This is a genomic window from Serratia ureilytica (assembly GCF_017309605.1).
GTDB lineage: Bacteria > Pseudomonadota > Gammaproteobacteria > Enterobacterales > Enterobacteriaceae > Serratia > Serratia ureilytica.
The window spans coordinates 47,867-64,596 of sequence record NZ_CP071320.1; the positions used below are offsets into that span (position 1 = coordinate 47,867).

The 16,730-nt window shown below is 61.0% G+C and carries 18 protein-coding genes; 9 read left to right on the forward strand and 9 right to left on the reverse strand.

The features are described from left to right. Positions 1-16: 16 nt before the first annotated feature. On the reverse strand, positions 17-946 hold the full coding sequence (gene rfaD / locus J0X03_RS00240) for an ADP-glyceromanno-heptose 6-epimerase (protein ID WP_033645196.1): 930 nt from the start codon (positions 944-946) through the stop codon (positions 17-19). A gap of 240 nt (positions 947-1,186) precedes the next feature. Here rfaD and kbl point away from each other — a divergent pair, with 240 nt between their 5' ends. Together kbl and tdh are read left to right on the forward strand one after the other, a co-directional pair. Next, positions 1,187-2,383: a glycine C-acetyltransferase gene (gene kbl, locus J0X03_RS00245; RefSeq protein ID WP_033645197.1), complete on the forward strand. Its 1,197-nt coding sequence runs from the start codon at positions 1,187-1,189 to the stop codon at positions 2,381-2,383. A 9-nt stretch (positions 2,384-2,392) separates the two neighbouring features. Next, entirely contained in the window at positions 2,393-3,418 is a 1,026-nt protein-coding gene (gene tdh / locus J0X03_RS00250; RefSeq protein ID WP_033645198.1) for an L-threonine 3-dehydrogenase, read from the forward strand. A gap of 41 nt (positions 3,419-3,459) precedes the next feature. On the opposite strand, the gene J0X03_RS00255 is transcribed toward tdh, so the two are convergent. Genes J0X03_RS00255 through gpmM form a run of 3 tightly spaced genes read right to left on the reverse strand, consistent with a single transcriptional unit; the run spans position 3,460 to position 7,304 of the window. Further along, the gene (locus J0X03_RS00255) at positions 3,460-4,413 is read right to left on the reverse strand and encodes a divergent polysaccharide deacetylase family protein (RefSeq protein ID WP_047025852.1); all 954 of its coding nucleotides are present in this window, start codon (positions 4,411-4,413) and stop codon (positions 3,460-3,462) included. Between the two features lie 2 nt (positions 4,414-4,415). After that, positions 4,416-5,750: a murein hydrolase activator EnvC gene (envC, locus tag J0X03_RS00260; RefSeq protein ID WP_028128084.1), complete on the reverse strand. Its 1,335-nt coding sequence runs from the start codon at positions 5,748-5,750 to the stop codon at positions 4,416-4,418. Between the two features lie 9 nt (positions 5,751-5,759). Then, on the reverse strand, positions 5,760-7,304 hold the full coding sequence (gene gpmM, locus J0X03_RS00265) for a 2,3-bisphosphoglycerate-independent phosphoglycerate mutase (protein WP_160204686.1): 1,545 nt from the start codon (positions 7,302-7,304) through the stop codon (positions 5,760-5,762). A 297-nt stretch (positions 7,305-7,601) separates the two neighbouring features. On the opposite strand from gpmM, the gene J0X03_RS00270 reads away from it, so the two are divergent. The 5 genes from J0X03_RS00270 to cysE all read left to right on the forward strand — a co-directional run bounded on the left by J0X03_RS00270 (position 7,602) and on the right by cysE (position 10,788). Next, positions 7,602-8,036 (forward strand): rhodanese-like domain-containing protein, encoded by a 435-nt coding sequence (locus J0X03_RS00270; RefSeq protein WP_033645201.1) that lies wholly within the window; start codon positions 7,602-7,604, stop codon positions 8,034-8,036. 28 nt (positions 8,037-8,064) lie between these two features. After that, complete coding sequence (gene grxC, locus J0X03_RS00275) at positions 8,065-8,313, forward strand: glutaredoxin 3 (protein WP_004931142.1); 249 nt, start codon at positions 8,065-8,067, stop codon at positions 8,311-8,313. A 57-nt stretch (positions 8,314-8,370) separates the two neighbouring features. Next, positions 8,371-8,841 carry a protein-export chaperone SecB gene (gene secB, locus J0X03_RS00280; protein ID WP_004931139.1) on the forward strand — a complete coding sequence of 157 codons (471 nt, stop codon included), beginning with the start codon at positions 8,371-8,373 and terminating at the stop codon, positions 8,839-8,841. Next, on the forward strand, positions 8,841-9,860 hold the full coding sequence (gene gpsA, locus J0X03_RS00285) for an NAD(P)H-dependent glycerol-3-phosphate dehydrogenase (protein WP_033645202.1): 1,020 nt from the start codon (positions 8,841-8,843) through the stop codon (positions 9,858-9,860). The genes secB and gpsA overlap by 1 nt, the downstream gene beginning before the upstream one ends. A 106-nt stretch (positions 9,861-9,966) precedes the next feature. Next, entirely contained in the window at positions 9,967-10,788 is an 822-nt protein-coding gene (gene cysE / locus J0X03_RS00290) for a serine O-acetyltransferase (protein WP_025304676.1), read from the forward strand. 61 nt (positions 10,789-10,849) lie between these two features. Here the strand turns inward: cysE and J0X03_RS00295 are convergent, their stop codons facing one another. From J0X03_RS00295 to cpxR, 5 genes are all read right to left on the reverse strand, one after another. Then, positions 10,850-11,521 (reverse strand): DUF3313 domain-containing protein, encoded by a 672-nt coding sequence (locus J0X03_RS00295; RefSeq protein WP_033645203.1) that lies wholly within the window; start codon positions 11,519-11,521, stop codon positions 10,850-10,852. A 104-nt stretch (positions 11,522-11,625) separates the two neighbouring features. Then, positions 11,626-12,399, reverse strand: coding sequence for a CHAD domain-containing protein (locus tag J0X03_RS00300; RefSeq protein WP_103101909.1), 774 nt, complete (start codon positions 12,397-12,399; stop codon positions 11,626-11,628). Between the two features lie 61 nt (positions 12,400-12,460). Further along, on the reverse strand, positions 12,461-12,934 hold the full coding sequence (trmL, locus tag J0X03_RS00305) for a tRNA (uridine(34)/cytosine(34)/5-carboxymethylaminomethyluridine(34)-2'-O)-methyltransferase TrmL (RefSeq protein ID WP_033645205.1): 474 nt from the start codon (positions 12,932-12,934) through the stop codon (positions 12,461-12,463). Positions 12,935-12,977: 43 nt separating this feature from the next. Further along, a complete protein-coding gene (gene cpxA, locus J0X03_RS00310) occupies positions 12,978-14,372 on the reverse strand; it encodes an envelope stress sensor histidine kinase CpxA (protein ID WP_015379421.1) in 1,395 nt (464 codons plus the stop codon). After that, positions 14,369-15,067 carry an envelope stress response regulator transcription factor CpxR gene (gene cpxR / locus J0X03_RS00315; protein ID WP_004931124.1) on the reverse strand — a complete coding sequence of 233 codons (699 nt, stop codon included), beginning with the start codon at positions 15,065-15,067 and terminating at the stop codon, positions 14,369-14,371. The genes cpxA and cpxR overlap by 4 nt, the downstream gene beginning before the upstream one ends. A 148-nt stretch (positions 15,068-15,215) precedes the next feature. Here cpxR and cpxP point away from each other — a divergent pair, with 148 nt between their 5' ends. Together cpxP and fieF are read left to right on the forward strand one after the other, a co-directional pair. Continuing rightward, on the forward strand, positions 15,216-15,695 hold the full coding sequence (gene cpxP, locus J0X03_RS00320; protein ID WP_004931122.1) for a cell-envelope stress modulator CpxP: 480 nt from the start codon (positions 15,216-15,218) through the stop codon (positions 15,693-15,695). A 131-nt stretch (positions 15,696-15,826) separates the two neighbouring features. After that, entirely contained in the window at positions 15,827-16,729 is a 903-nt protein-coding gene (fieF, locus tag J0X03_RS00325) for a CDF family cation-efflux transporter FieF (protein WP_033631333.1), read from the forward strand. Position 16,730 lies beyond the last annotated feature (1 nt).

Here is a 16,730-nt window from a genome sequence, read left to right on the forward strand (position 1 = left end):
CGTTAATTCCTTCAGCTTATGCGGTGCGGTTCAACCAGGCCATGTACTCTTTCACGCCTTCGGCGACCGTTTTGAACGGTGCGTCGTAGCCGGCGGCGCGCAGCTTGGTCAGATCGGCCTGGGTGTACGCCTGATAGCGGCCCTTCAGCTTCTCCGGGAACTCGATGTATTCCACCGCGCCTTGCTGATGGAAGTCCACCACCGCGTCAGCCACCGCCTGGAAGGTTTCCGCCCGACCGGTGCCGCAGTTGAAGATGCCGGATTTGCCGGTTTCCCAGAACCACAGGTTGACCGCCGCCACGTCGCCGACGTAGATGAAGTCACGCTTGAAGTTTTCGCTGCCGGCGAACAGTTTCGGGTTTTCGCCGCGGTTGATCTGGGTGTTCAGGTGGAAGGCGACGCTGGCCATGCTGCCTTTGTGGCCTTCGCGCGGGCCGTAAACGTTGAAGTAGCGGAAGCCGCAGATCTGCGAGTCCGCTTCCGGCAGGATCTCACGCACGTACTGATCGAACAGGAATTTGGAATAACCGTACACGTTGAGCGGCGCTTCATACTGACGCTCTTCGATAAACTCTTCGCGGCCGCCGTAAGTGGCGGCGGAGGAGGCGTACAGGAACGGAATTTCGCGATCCAGGCAGTAGTGCAGCAGGTCTTTGGAGTACTGATAGTTGTTGTCCATCATGTACTTGCCGTCCCACTCGGTGGTCGCAGAGCAGGCGCCTTCGTGGAACACCGCTTCGATCTCGCCCAGATCGTCGCCGGCCACGATGCTGGCGATAAAGTCTTCTTTATCGATATAGTCGGCGATGTCCAGATCGACCAGGTTGACGAACTTGGTGCCGTCTTTCAGGTTGTCCACCACCAGGATATCGCGATATCCCTTGTCGTTCAGTGCCTTAATGATGTTGCTGCCGATCATGCCGGCGCCGCCAGTAACGATAATCATTGGGTTACCCCTGCTAAGCTGCCTGGTGGGGCACAATGCCCCACGCTCAATGGCGGTTATCATAGCATTTCATGCCGCGGCAAACAGCGGAAGGGCTCCGAATATCCCGCATTGCCATTGAAGTCCGCCGTTTGCCGTGATATCTGCTGCAATTTTAATATTCTCTCCCGCGCATTCTCGTCAGTTTGGTTACAAATCAGTAAAATATGCCGCAATTAGTCCAATCCTGGAGATAACCGAATGTCAGCGTCTTTTTATCAGCAGTTGGAACAACAGCTTGCCGCCACGCGCAGTGAAGGGCTGTTCAAGGAAGAACGCATCATTACCTCCGCGCAACAGGCGGACATCGCCGTCGCCGACGGCAGCCATGTGATCAACTTCTGCGCCAATAACTACCTGGGCCTGGCCAACCATCCGGCGCTGATCGCCGCCGCCAAATCGGGGATGGACAGCCACGGTTTCGGCATGGCGTCGGTGCGCTTCATCTGCGGCACCCAGGACAGCCACAAGCAGCTCGAACAGAAACTGGCGGCCTTTTTGGGCATGGAAGACGCGATCCTGTACTCCTCTTGCTTCGACGCCAACGGCGGGCTGTTCGAAACCCTGCTCGGCCCGGAAGACGCCATTATCTCCGATGCGTTGAACCATGCGTCGATCATCGACGGCGTGCGGCTGTGCAAGGCCAAGCGCTATCGCTACGCCAATAACGACATGGCCGAGCTGGCCGCGCAGCTGAAACAGGCCAAAGCCGACGGCGCGCGCCACATTCTGATCGCCACCGACGGCGTGTTCTCGATGGACGGCGTGATCGCCAACCTGAAAGGGGTTTGCGATCTGGCGGACGAGTATCAGGCGCTGGTGATGGTGGATGACTCCCACGCGGTGGGCTTTGTCGGCGCCAACGGGCGCGGCACCCATGAATACTGCGAAGTGATGGGCCGCGTCGATATCATTACCGGTACGTTAGGCAAGGCGCTGGGCGGCGCGTCCGGCGGCTACACCGCCGCCAAGAAAGAAGTGGTGGAGTGGCTGCGCCAGCGCTCGCGCCCGTACCTGTTCTCCAACTCGCTGGCGCCGGCGATCGTCGCCGCGTCGATCAAAGTGCTGGAACTGTTGGAAGAGGGTGATGCGCTGCGCGATCGCCTGTGGGCCAACGCGCGTCTGTTCCGCGAAAAAATGACCGCCGCCGGCTTCACCCTGGCCGGCGCCGATCACGCCATCATCCCGGTCATGCTGGGGGAGGCGAAGCTGGCGCAGGAATTCGCCAATGCGTTGCTCAAGGAAGGCATCTATGTGACCGGTTTCTTCTATCCGGTGGTGCCGAAAGGCCAGGCGCGCATCCGCACCCAGATGTCCGCCGACCACACCCCGGAGCAAATCGAACGCGCAGTGGCGGCGTTTACACGTATCGGTAAGGATCTTGGCGTTATTGCATAAGGTAAAACCATGAAAGCACTGTCAAAACTGAAAGCGGAAGAAGGGATTTGGATGACCGACGTGCCTCAGCCGGAGCTGGGCCACAACGACATCATGATCAAAATCCGCAAAACCGCGATCTGCGGCACCGATGTGCATATCTACAACTGGGACGAGTGGTCGCAAAAAACCATTCCGGTTCCGATGGTGGTCGGCCATGAATACGTGGGCGAAGTGGTGGCGATCGGTCAGGAAGTCAAAGGCTTCAGCATCGGCGATCGCGTGTCCGGCGAAGGCCACATCACCTGCGGCCACTGCCGCAACTGCCGCGGCGGCCGCACGCACCTGTGCCGCAACACCATCGGCGTGGGCGTGAACCGTCCGGGCAGCTTCGCGGAATATCTGGTGATCCCGGCGTTCAACGCCTTCAAGATCCCGGATAACATCTCCGACGAACTGGCTTCGATCTTCGATCCGTTCGGCAACGCGGTGCATACTGCGCTGTCGTTCGATCTGGTCGGGGAAGACGTGCTGGTGTCCGGCGCCGGTCCGATCGGCATCATGGCGGCGGCGGTGTGCAAACACGTCGGCGCCCGTCATGTGGTGATCACCGACGTTAACGAATACCGTCTGGAACTGGCGCGCAAGATGGGCGTGACCCGCGCGGTGAACGTCAGCAAGGAAAACCTCAACGACGTGATGGCCGAGCTGGGCATGACCGAAGGATTCGACGTCGGTCTGGAAATGTCCGGCGCGCCGCCGGCGTTCCGCACGCTGCTGAACGCCATGAACCACGGCGGGCGCATCGCCATGCTGGGCATTCCGCCTTCGGATATGTCGATCGACTGGAACCAGGTGATTTTCAAAGGGCTGTTTATCAAAGGGATTTACGGCCGCGAAATGTTTGAGACCTGGTACAAGATGGCGGCGCTGATCCAGTCCGGTCTGGATTTGACCCCGATCATCACCCACCGTTTCTCGATCGACGAGTTCCAGCAGGGCTTCGACGCCATGCGCTCCGGCAAGTCGGGCAAAGTGGTGCTGAGCTGGGATTGATCTCGGCAGGCGTGAAAAGGGCCGGAATTCCGGCCCTTTTTTTATGCTTGCGGTTTGGTTTGCGTCCAGTGCTGCCAATGACGCTTGATGAAGGTCACCGGCGGCGAGGTGGCAATGCTGTCGGCGATAACGCCCAGCGCGGTGCCGGCGTTGGTTTTTTCCTTCGGCGGTTTGACCTTGCACTGTTTGATGCCGCCGCTGAACGGGTTCTTCGGCTGCGGTTTTTGCGGTTTGACCGGCGGCGGGACGTAGCTGCCGCCACCGTTGCCCTGCGGTTCGTTCAGCAGCGCGCTCGGTTTGACCAGCACGATATCGGCGGGCAGCGACGGCAGCATCTGCTGCAGCACTTTCACCGTTGCCGGGCGCGGGTGGCCGATGGCGATGGCGGAACCGTTGCGCCGCGCCAATTCAACCGCGCGGTTGAACTGACGGCGGATATCGGCTTCGTTCGCGGTATCGTCGAGGAACACCTTGCGTTTGATCACCTTCACGCCGGTGCCGGCCGCGGCGCGGGTCGCTTGGCTGTTGCCGATGGTCATGCTGTCGAGGAAGTACAGACGGTAGCTTTCGAGCGCCTGCATCACTTTCTGCATGCCCGGCAGGCTGGAGGTCATGGCGCTGCCCATGTGGTTGTTCATGCCGACCGCGTAAGGCACGTTGTTCACCGCGTTGCGGATGATGCGCTGGATCTCGTCGCTGCTCATGGCGGGCTGCAGCGTATCGCGCTCCAGCGGCTGCTTGCTGAGCGGCGCCATCGGCATGTGGATCAGCACTTCGCGGCCCTGGCTGTGGGCGCGGGTGGCCATCAGGCGGGCGTGCGGCGCGTTGGGCAAGACTGCGACCGAGATCGCCGTCGGCATTTGCAGCACCGCGTTTTCTTCGTGGGGGCGGTAGCCCACGTCATCGATGACGATGGAGAGTTTTCCTGCCTGCGCAGCGTAAGCCTGCAGCAGACAGCCCATTAACAGAGCTGTACGGGTTTTGACATAGCGCAAATCTATCTTCCCAACCACGGCAGTGGGTTAACCGCCTGTCCCTGACGACGGATTTCGAAATAGAGCGACGGCGTTCCCTGGCCGCCGCTGGTGCCGACCAGAGCGATCGGCTGGCCGGCGCGCACCTGCGCCCCGACGTTGACCAACGCGCTTTGGTTATAGCCGTACACGCTCATGTCGCCTTTACCGTGTTCGACCACCACCATCAGGCCATAGCCTTGCAGCCAGTCGGCCAGCAGCACGCGGCCATCGGCGACGGCTTTCACTTCACTGCCTTCGCGGGCTTCGATCACCATGCCTTTCCAGCGTAGCTCGCCCTGCTGCTGCTCGCCAAAGCCGTGCAGCGTGCGGCCGCGCACCGGCCACATCAGCTGGCCGGCCGGCCGGCCGAGGCCGCCGGTTCGCGCCATCAGCGAGCGATCGGCTTCGCTAGGTTTGTAGGTGGTGCCGGTTTTCTTCGCCTGCTGTTCCTTGATGCGCACCTGTTCGCGCACCTTGGCCGCTTCACGCGCTTCGCGTTCGGCGCGCGCGCGGGCTTCGCGCTCCGCCCGGGCGATCTTGTCGCGCATGCGGGCTTCGTTTTGGCGCAGTTCCACCAGGCGTTGTTGGTCTTTTTCCAGCGAGGCTTCCAGCGCGGTCAGCGTTTTCTTGCGGGCGCCGCGCGCCTGCTCCAGCTTCTGCTGCTGCGTCTGTTGTTCGCTCAGTAAGGATTTTTGCTGGCCCTGTTTGGCCACCAGCGTGGTTTTTTGCTTCGCCAGCTCGGCGCGGGTCTGTTTCAGCTCTTCGATGGTTTTCTGGCGCGCTTCGTTCAGATAACCGAAATAGGCCAGAATACGTTCGCTGCGCTGGCTTTCTTCACCGCTGAGGATCAGCTGCACGGCGCTGTGCTGCCCTTGCCGGAAGGCGGCGTCAAGCTGTTTGGCGAGGAGGTTTTGCTGGGTCGATTGCTGCTTTTGCAGCTTGGCGATCGAGGCGTTCAGGCCGGAAATGTCCTTGCCCAACTGGGTGAGCGTGCCCTGGGTGTCGCGCAACTGGCGGCTGGCCTGGGCGATGGTTTTTTCCTGCTGCCGCAGCTGATCCTGCAGCGAGCTGCGCTGCTGTTGCTGCTGCTTCACCGCTTTTTCTTTCTCGGCGATGCTCTGCTGAATGTCTTTCAGCTGGGATTTATTGTCTTCCGCCGCCTGGCCGGCGAGCGGCAACAGCAAGACGCCAGCGCAAAATACGCTGGCGCACATGGCGGTGAACGTCCTTGGCGCGGTGCGTTCAGGCAGCGGCCGGCTGCCTGCGTTTGCGCTTCGGGTTACCCTTGATAGTGCAAAAAACGCCTTCTCCCTCATGGAGAAGGATTATTCCACGATGAACAGCGGCTTACCAGTCATCTCTTGCGGGATTTCCATTCCCATCAGCGTTAACAGGGTTGGCGCGATGTCCGAAAGCTTGCCGCCTTCGACCGCCTGCGCCGGTTTGCCGACGTAAATTAGCGGCACCGGCAGGCTGGTGTGTGCGGTATGCGCCTGGCCGGTGGCCGGATCGCGCATCTGCTCGGCGTTGCCGTGATCGGCGGTGATCAGCAACTGACCGTCGACGTCGCGCACCGCGTCAACCACCTGGGCGATACAGGCGTCCAGCGTTTCCACCGCTTTGACCGCCGCTTCATACACGCCGGTATGCCCCACCATGTCGCCGTTCGGGTAGTTGCAGATAATGGCGTCGTATTTGCCGCTGCGGATGGCGGTCAACAGTTTGTCGGTCAGCTCGGCGGCGCTCATCTCAGGCTGCAGATCGTAGGTGGCGACCTTCGGCGAATTGACCAGCACGCGGTCTTCCCCTTTGAACGGCGCTTCCACGCCGCCGTTATAGAAGAAGGTGACGTGGGCGTATTTTTCGGTTTCCGAGATGCGCAGCTGGGTTTTGTCGTGCTTCATCAGCCATTCGCCGAAGGTGTTGGCCAGCGACGCCGGCGGATAGGCGCAGGCGGTGTCGATGTCGGCGGCGTACTCGGTCAGCATCACGAAATCGCCGAACTGCACCTGTTTGGCGCGTGGGAAACCGTCGAAATCCGCGTTCACGAAGGCGCGGGTGATCTGGCGCGCGCGGTCAGCGCGGAAGTTCATGAAGATCAACGCATCGCCGTCCTGCATCGCGGCATCGGCCTCGCCGGCGGCGCGAATGACGGTCGGTTTGACGAACTCGTCGTTTTCACCGCGCTGGTAGGCGGCCTGCAAACCGGCTACCGCATCGTCGGCCACGTAGTCGCCTTTGGCCGCGGTCAGCAGGTCATAGGCCAGCTGCACGCGATCCCAACGGTTGTCGCGATCCATGGCGTAGTAGCGCCCAATGAGTGAAGCGATGCGCCCGACGCCCAGCGTGGCGAAGGCCTCGCGGCAGCGCAGCAACGGGGCTTCGGCGCTGCGCGGCGGCGTGTCGCGTCCGTCGAGGAAGGCATGCAGATAGACGGCTTTGGCGCCGCGCCGGGCGGCCAGTTTAATCATGGCCAGGATGTGCTCGTCGTGGCTGTGCACGCCGCCCGGCGACAGCAGGCCCATGATATGCACCGCTTTGCCGGCCGCCACGGCCTTATCGACGGCGGCGGTCAGGACCGGATTGGCGAAGAAGTCGCCGTCGGCGATCGCTTTGTCCAGCCGGGTCAGATCCTGGTATACGATGCGCCCGGCGCCCAGGTTGACGTGGCCGACTTCGGAGTTGCCCATTTGGCCGTCGGGCAGGCCGACATCCAGCCCTGAAGCGGCGATCAGCGTATGCGGCTGCTCCCGCCACAGGCGATCCATCACCGGGGTGCCGGCGTTCAGGATCGCGTTGTCCTGCCGCGCTTCACGGTGGCCGTAACCGTCCAGGATCACCAGTACCATCGGTTTTTTGTTGCTCGACATTGCATTGACCTCTTATGAACTTTTTAAGCTGCGAATAGCCATGCGCCCGCCGGAGGCATGGCTGTTCGCCCTCGAAAAACCGGCTGATTTTACACCGCCGCCGGCGATAAATAGCCCAAAGAGATCAAGGTTGCGGCGAATCGCGCGGGCTTTTATGCTCTGACCTCGGGAATTTCTCAGCGCAGCCCGCAGTTTCTACAATCGCGCTTGCTTATTGGCTGTATTTGCCGCACTCGGCAGGTATACTCTGGAACCTTGACTTATTTATCCCTTAACTGACGGGAGTTGTTACACCCCATGCTGCAAGAAATTATGCCATTCGTAAGCAGACACCCTATTCTGAGCCTGGCTTGGATCGCTCTGCTGGTCGCCGTGATCGTCATGACCTTCAAAAGCCGTTTCTCCAAGGTCAAAGAGATCGCTCGCGGTGAAGCTATCCGCCTGATCAACAAAGAAGATGCCGTGGTGGTTGACACCCGCAGCCGCGACGATTTTCGCCGTGGTCACCTGGCCAGCGCCATCAACCTGACCGCCAGCGAAATCAAAAGCGGCAGCCTGGGCGAGCTGGAAAAACACAAAGCGCAGCCGATCATCGTCGTGTGCGCCAACGGCACCGCCTCCCGCGAACCGGCGGAGAACCTGAGCAAGGCCGGTTTTGAAAAGGTGACGATGCTGAAAGACGGCATCGCCGGCTGGAGCGGAGAAAACCTGCCGCTGGTGCGCGGCAAGTAACCGTTAAACCTATTTGAGGTGGCAATCCATGGCTAACATTGATATCTACACCAAAGCGACTTGCCCGTTCTGCCATCGCGCCAAGGCGCTGTTGAACAGCAAGGGCGCGGCGTTTAACGAGATCGCCATCGACGGCGATAACGCCAAGCGCGAAGTGATGATCGAGCGCAGCGGGCGCACCACCGTGCCGCAGATTTTCATCGACGGCCGGCATATCGGCGGCTGTGATGATTTATATGAACTCGATGCTCGCGGCGGCCTGGATCCGCTGCTTTAAGCAGCTTGCCGGTTCACCGAGTGTCAATAAGGACGTTTAACCAAGGGTATTACTCACATGTCAGAACAAAACAGCACTGAAATGGCTTTCCAGATCCAACGTATTTATACCAAGGACATCTCCTTCGAAGCGCCGAACGCGCCGCAGGTTTTCCAGCAGGAATGGCAGCCGGAAGTTAAACTTGATCTGGATACCGCGTCCAGCCAACTGGCTGACGAAGTGTATGAAGTGGTACTGCGCGTAACCGTGACGGCGACCCTGGGCGAAGAGACGGCGTTCCTGTGCGAAGTGCAACAGGCGGGCATCTTCTCGGTAGCAGGCATCGAAGGCACGCAGCTGGCGCATTGCCTGGGCGCATACTGCCCGAACATCCTGTTCCCGTATGCGCGCGAGTGCATCACCAGCCTGGTTTCCCGCGGCACATTCCCGCAGCTGAACCTGGCACCGGTCAACTTTGACGCGCTGTTCATGAACTATCTGCAGCAGCAGGCGGAAGGCGAAGGTGCCGCACCACATCAGGATGCCTGATGAACACCGTCAATGCTTCAATGACTGTCATCGGTGCCGGCTCGTACGGCACCGCATTGGCCATCACGCTGGCGCGTAACGGCCACACCGTGGTGTTGTGGGGGCATAACCCCGCGCAAATTCAAACGTTGCAGCGCGATCGCTGCAATCAGGCGTTTCTGCCCGACGTTCCTTTCCCCGATACCCTGCTGCTTGAAGCCGATTTGGCGCGTGCGCTGGCTGCCAGCCGCGACGTGCTGGTGGTGGTGCCGAGCCATGTGTTCGGCGACGTGTTGCGCCAGCTGAAGCCGCATCTGCGCCCTGACGCCCGCATCGTGTGGGCCACCAAGGGGCTGGAGGCCGAAACCGGCCGGTTGCTGCAGGACGTGGCGCGTGAGGCATTGGGCGAGGCGATCCCGCTGGCGGTGCTCTCCGGGCCGACGTTCGCCAAAGAGCTGGCCGCCGGCCTGCCGACGGCGATTGCGCTGGCGGCGACCGATGCGCAGTTCGCCGACGATCTGCAACAGCTGCTGCACTGCGGCAAGAGCTTCCGCGTCTACAGCAATCCCGACTTCATCGGCGTTCAGCTTGGCGGCGCGGTGAAGAACGTGATCGCCATCGGCGCCGGCATGTCCGACGGCATCGGTTTCGGCGCCAACGCCCGCACCGCGTTGATTACGCGTGGGCTGGCGGAAATGAGCCGTCTGGGTTCTGCGCTGGGCGCCGATCCTTCGACGTTCATGGGCATGGCGGGGCTGGGGGATCTGGTGCTAACCTGCACGGACAACCAGTCGCGCAACCGCCGCTTCGGCATTATGCTGGGGCAGGGCAAAGGCGTGCAGGAAGCGCAGGACAGCATCGGTCAGGTGGTCGAGGGCTATCGCAATACCAAAGAGGTGTTGGCGTTGGCGCAGCGGCACGGCGTTGAAATGCCGATCACCGAACAGATCTATCAGGTGCTTTACTGCCACAAGGACGCCCGCGAAGCGGCGCTGAGCCTGCTGGGGCGAGCCCGAAAGGACGAAAAACCCAGCGCGTGACATAAAACGATATGTCGGGGCAGCGGAATGCTGACCCCGCAAATGACCTGGGCCGCTCCGCGCCACCGTGTGAAGCGGCCCGTTTGGCAAGGTAAAGGGGTATGTGATGTCGTCAGAAGAGTTGGAGCAGGTCTGGAACAGCATTAAATCAGAAGCGCGAGCACTGGCTGATTGTGAACCGATGCTGGCCAGCTTTTTCCATGCGACGTTGCTCAAGCATGAGAACCTGGGCAGCGCGCTCAGCTATATGTTGGCCAACAAGCTGGCGACGCCGATCATGCCCGCCATCGCGGTGCGCGAGGTGGTGGAAGAGGCCTACAAGTCCGACAATCAGATGATCGTTTCGGCGGCGCGCGATATTCTCGCGGTGCGGCTGCGCGACCCGGCGGTCGATAAATACTCCACGCCGCTGCTTTACCTGAAAGGGTTCCACGCGCTGCAGGCTTACCGCATCGGCCACTGGCTGTGGCAGCAAGGGCGGCAAGCGCTGGCGATCTACCTGCAAAATCAAATTTCCGTCGCCTTCGGCGTAGACATCCACCCGGCGGCGACCATCGGCTGCGGCATCATGCTCGACCACGCCACCGGCATCGTGATTGGTGAAACGGCGGTGGTGGAAAACAACGTCTCTATTCTGCAGTCGGTCACCCTGGGCGGTACCGGGAAAACCAGCGGTGACCGTCACCCGAAAATTCGCGAAGGGGTGATGATTGGCGCCGGCGCCAAAATTCTCGGCAATATCGAAGTGGGCAAGGGCGCCAAGATCGGCGCGGGCTCGGTGGTCTTGCAGGCGGTGCCGCCGCACACCACCGCCGCCGGCGTACCGGCGCGTATCGTCGGGCGCCCGGAGAGCGATACGCCGTCGATGGATATGGATCAATACTTCAACGGCACCAACCACGGATTCGAGTACGGCGACGGCATCTAAGCCGTGCCTGCGGGTCCATTCAGGGGGAGCTTCGGCTCCCCCTGTGTTTTTCAAGCGGCGGTCAGCCCTGTTTCGGGAACTGGGTGATATCGGTAACGATATCGTCGATCGCCGCCTTGACGTCATCCGCCGTGACCGGCGTGCTGTCGTTGTTGACGGTTTTACCGTAGGCCTTGCGCACCACTTCCATCACCGTTTTACCGGTATCCTGGTCGATCAACTCGCCTTCGATATACAGCGCGGTATTTTGCGTCCGGTGCCCGGTAGCCGCCATGGTGCTGGCAACCACCGCAGCGACCGGCACCACCTCATAGAACTTCATGTCTTCGTTTTCGGCCGAAACGGCGGTGATGGCGAGTTTGGCCACCAGCACGCGCGAGCCCGCCGGGCTTGGCAGAATGGTAAAGCGGTTCTGCAGCGCGGTTTTGATCCGCTGGGTCGCGTAGGCCTTAATCTTGTTCAACGTGTCCTGGCTGACGCGCGCCGTGGGTTTCTCCGCCGGGAAATAGACCACCGGTTGGAAATAGATGCCGCGATAGTTGGATTCCTTGTAGCTCGGATCTACCCAGCGCAGCGTTTTATGACCGCTTGGCGAGGTGGTTTCCTGCAGTTTGCTGTAATCGGACAAGAAGCCCGAATATTGCGACGTTTGGGTGACTTTGGACGAACAGCCCGCCAGCAACAGGCCCGCTGCCAGAACGGCCATGGCAACGCTCAAGCGTTGTTTTTTCATGTGGTTTCCTATGATGAGTGGTGATTACCCTTACAAAACATAGCGCATTATCTGCGGCGTAGCGGGCATTTTCGGGGCCGGGCGTGCCCTGTCGCGGCCTTTTTTCAGGATCGTGATGCGCCGCCGGTTTTTGTCGCCAGCGTCGGTGATAAGGCGGCGAGTGAGGCATCCGCTCTGGCCAGCGTCAGGCGTAGCTCAGCTTGCCACTGTGGCAACAATGGCCAGAGATCCGCCTGATGTTCGGCTTGCAGGCACCAAACCTCCCGGTCGTGCCAATCACCGAGGGCATTTTGCGCCGCTTTCAGGCTCGCCATCGCGGCGGGAGAAAGGGGAAGGCGTTGCGGGTAGGCTTCGGCCGCGTAACGCAGGCGTTTAACCAGCAGCCGCAGACGGTGGCGATCGTAGCCGGTATCAGCCAATGCCCGGCGCAATTGCCGCTGCTGGCGCTGCAGGCGTCGGTTCACACGGTGTTTGGCGGCGCGTTGCGCGGTGCGGCGAAAGCGGTGCGGCCAGGCGTGCAATAGCGAAGGGAAGCTGATGAGCTGCGGGTTGGCGAGCAGTTGGCGGCAGCGGGCCTGAAAATCGCTCTGGCGCACGTTGGCCTGCCAATCCAGATGATGGTGCGCCAGTTCGGCGATCAGCACCTCGAGATCGCGCAGCGGCGTCGTGAGCCTGCCCAACTGGGCGGCGGCCCGATCGAGCCGCGTTGCGCCGGGGCAACCGTGCAACGGGCGCAGCAGGCTGCGGATACGGCGCAGACTGACGCGCAAATCGTGCAGCGCTTCGCTGTCCGGCGCCTGTTGCAGCCGCTGTAGCGCCTCGTTCAGCGCCGACTCGAGCCGGCGAAGCGGGGTGACAATATCCTCGACGAAAGCCATGTGCCGTTCCTGGAGAGAGCATCGCAACGATGCCTCCTTCAGTATGGCGCGTCGTTGTGGATTACGCCTTGATCAGCGCGCCGGCATAGTCCAACTGCCGCCAGGCTTCATAAACCACCACCGCGACGGCATTCGACAGGTTCATGCTGCGGCTTTGCGCCTGCATCGGGATGCGGATTTTTTGCTGCGCGGGCAGCGCATCGAGGATGTCGGCGGGCAACCCGCGCGTTTCCGGGCCGAACAGCAGGTAGTCGCCGGCCTGATAGCTGACGGCGCTGTGCGCCGGCGTGCCTTTGGTCGTGAGAGCAAACAGCCGTTGCGGATCCTCGGCGGCGAGAAAAGCGGCGTAGTCGGCATGACGGTGGACGCGGGTGAACTCATGGTAATCCAGCCCGGCGCGGCGCAGACGCTTGTCGTCCCACGGAAAACCCAGCGGTTCGATCAGATGCAGATTAAAGCCGGTATTGGCGCACAGGCGGATGATATTGCCGGTATTGGGTGGAATTTCGGGTTCAAATAAAACGATGTTCAGCATGTTGCAGGCCCCTCGTGAACGAGGGGCGCAGGATAGCAAACTCTTACTGTTCTGTCTTAGACGATAGGCGTTGATGATGCAGCGGCAGCCACAGCACCAGCCGCAGGCCGCCAAGCGGGCTGTCTTCGGCCTTCACCCAGCCGCGATGCTGATTGACCGCCGCCTCGACGATAGCCAGGCCAAGGCCGGTGCCGCCGGACTCACGGTCGCGCGCCTCATCGGTGCGGTAGAACGGGCGGAAAATCTGCTCGCGATCTTCGGCGCTGACGCCGGGGCCGTCGTCGTCAACCTGGATGGTCACGCCCTGATTGTCGGCGCTGAACGCCACGGCGATGCGGGTGTGCGAATAACGCAGGGCGTTGCGCACGATGTTTTCCAACGCGCTGTCCAGCGCGCTCGCGTTGCCGAACAGCGTCCACGGGCCGGGCGGCGCAGCGATCTCCAGCTGCTTGCCCATCTGTTCCGCTTCGAAACGGGCGTTGTCCAGCACGTCGGCCCACAGTTCGTTGGCCTTCAGCTGCTCGCGCGCCAGCTCGCCCTTCTGCTGCCCGCGCGACAGCGCCAGCAGATCGTTGATCATCGAATCCAGCCGCTGCGCTTCGGTTTCGATGCGCGCCAGTTCGTGGCCTTCGCCGTGGCGGCGGCGCATCAGCGCGGTGGCCAGCTGCAGGCGAGTCAGCGGCGTGCGCAGCTCGTGCGAGATGTCCGAGATCAGCCGCTGCTGCGCGTTCATCATGCGCTCCAGCGCGCTGACCATTTGGTTGAAGCTGGCGCCGGTGGCCAGGAACTCCTGCGGACCGGCCTCCAGCTCCGGATGCTGCTTCAGGTTGCCGCGCGCCACGTCATCGGCGGCGTTCTTCAGCTTGCGCGCCGGCTTCGCCAGGCTCCAGGCCAGCCACAGCAGCAGCGGGGCGCTGATCAGCATGGTGACGATCAGCAGCAGCAGCGGCCGGTCGAACATCAGGTTGATGAAATCGGATTGCGGGCTGTTGGCGGGACGGATCAGGTACAGCTGGTAGTTGTCTTCGCCGTCGCGTACCGCGAACGGCCCGACCAGCTCGACGCGGCCGTATTTTTTCTTCTTCGGATGATCCGAGTTATCGGATTGGCCGATGAAGTTGCGGACGATCTGCATTTCGTTGCGCTGCGCGCCGATCACCCGGCCTTCGCTGGTGACCAGCAGCAGGCGTTGGCCCGGCGGCGCCCATTTATCGATGGCGCGGAACAGGCGGCGCCACCACATCAGATCGTTGGCCGGATCGTTTTGCAGCTCGGCCTCGACGTGCTGTTCCAGCATCAACCCCTGCCGCTGCTCGCTGTCGAGCAGCGAGGTCATTTGGCGGGAGTCGAGCTTGGGCACCATCAGCACCAGCATTAGCACCAGGGCTAACGTGAACCAGAAAATGGCGAAGATGCGTGCCGTCAAACTGTTGATCATGTTGCAGATACCATCAAATAACCACGCCCGCGCAGGGTTTTGAACCACGGATGCCCGTCTTTGCGATCCGGCAGCTTACGCCGCAGGTTGGAGATGTGCATGTCGATAGCGCGATCGAACGGAGTCAGGCGTTTGCCCAGCACTTCCTGGCTCAGCAGTTCGCGCGACACCACCTGGCCGAGATGCTGCGCCAGCAGATACAGCAGGGTGAACTCGGTGCCGGTCAGATCCAGCACCTGGCCGTCGAAGCTGGCCTCCTGGCGGCCGGGGTTCAGCTGCAGGCCATCGACATCCAGCGTCGGGGCGCCGCTGTCGACCTGTTGCTGCTGTTCGCTCCAGTTAGAACGGCGCAGAATGGCGCGAATGCGCGCGACCAGCTCGCGATCGTTGAAGGGTTTCGGCAGGTAATCATCGGCGCCCAGCTCCAGGCCCAGCACGCGGTCCAGCTCGCTGCCGCGCGCGGTCAGCATGATGACCGGCGTTTGGTGATGTTGGCGCAGTTCTTTCAGCGTATCGATGCCGTTTTTCTTCGGCATCATGATGTCGAGCAGCAGCAGATCGACGGAGCTGTCCAGCAGCGACAACGCCTGCTCGCCATCGTGCGCGACGACGATATTAAAACCTTCCATTTCAAGCAGTTCTTTTAACAGCGAGGTCAACTCGCGGTCGTCGTCAACTAACAGAATCTTGTTCATTATGATTTACCTCCAGACGCAAAATACGTCATCAACTGTTGCCATTCCATGACTTTACGTAGTTTTACATGCACTGACGCAGGTTTTCAGGTGTGGCGGTACACTGCTCCTCGTTGATTCGCAAAGTGAGAAAGCTTGAGGAGTTGAAATGCGTAAGGTGACCGCATTAGTTATGGCATCACTGCTGGCAATTGGTTCGACCGCTGCCTTCGCTGCCGACACTATACCGGACACAGCCCAACCTCCCGGCAACGACGCGATGACCCGAATACCCGGCCAGCACCATATGTTCGACGGTGTCAGCCTCAGCGAACAGCAGCGCCAGCAAATGCGCGATTTGATGCGCCAGGCCCGGCACGATTTGCCTGGTGTCAATGTAGCTGAAATGGAAGCCATGCATAAACTGGTGACCGCAGAGAAATTTGACGAAGCCGCCGTGTACGCCCAGGCGGAAAAGATGGCCCAACAGCAGGTCAAGCGCCAGGTCGAAATGGCCCGGGTGCGCAACCAAATGTATAACCTGCTGACGCCAGAGCAAAAAAGTGTTTTAGACCAGAAACATCAGCAGCGCATGCAGCAGATGGAGCAACAAATTTCTGGTTTGCAGCAAGCTTCTGCCCAGAAGTGAAGTACGACTGAGTAGTCCCCTGTTTTTCCTTGCCATAGACACCATCCCTGTCTTCCCCGCCATGATGGCGGGGTTTTTTTTATCCGACATTTCGCTATATTGAGCGCCACACCTTTTGGCCGGGACCCCTTATGGAACAGCGCTATGCACGCCTGGTAAAGTCCGCCGCGTTGGCCGCAACCGCGCTGGCGTCGTCGCTGCTGTTGATTAAAATCGTCGCCTGGTACCACACCGGTTCGGTCAGCCTGTTGGCGGCGCTGGTGGATTCGTTGGTCGATATCGCCGCCTCGCTGACCAACCTTCTGGTGGTGCGCTATTCGCTACAGCCGGCCGATGCCGAGCACACCTTCGGCCACGGCAAAGCGGAATCGCTGGCGGCGCTGGCGCAAAGCATGTTTATTTCCGGCTCCGCCCTGTTTTTGTTCCTCACCGGCTTCCAGCACCTGTATGCGCCGCAAACGCTGCGCGATCCCGGCGTCGGGGTCGTGGTGACGGTGATCGCGTTGGTCAGCACGCTGATTCTGGTCACCTATCAACGCTGGGTGGTCAGAAAAACGCGCAGTCAGGCCGTACGCGCAGATATGCTGCATTATCAGTCAGATGTCATGATGAATGGTGCTATTCTTATCGCTCTTGGGCTAAGCTGGTACGGCTTCCAACGGGCGGATGCGTTGTTCGCGCTGGGCATCGGCGTTTACATCCTCTATAGCGCGTTGCGCATGGGCTATGAAGCGGTGCAGTCGCTGTTGGATCGGGCGTTGCCGGATGACGAACGCCAGGCGATTATCGCCGTGGTTTCCTCCTGGCCCGGCGTGAAAGGCGCACACGATCTGCGCACGCGTCAGTCGGGGCCGACGCGTTTCATCCAGCTGCATCTGGAGATGGAGGACACGCTGCCGCTGCGCGAGGCGCACCGGTTGGCCGATCAGGTGGAACAAGCCCTGCGGCAACGTTTTGCAGGGGCGGACGTCATCATTCACCTGGATCCGTGCTCCGTGGTGCCGCCGGGTAGGCAGGGGCATTGGGAGCTATAAT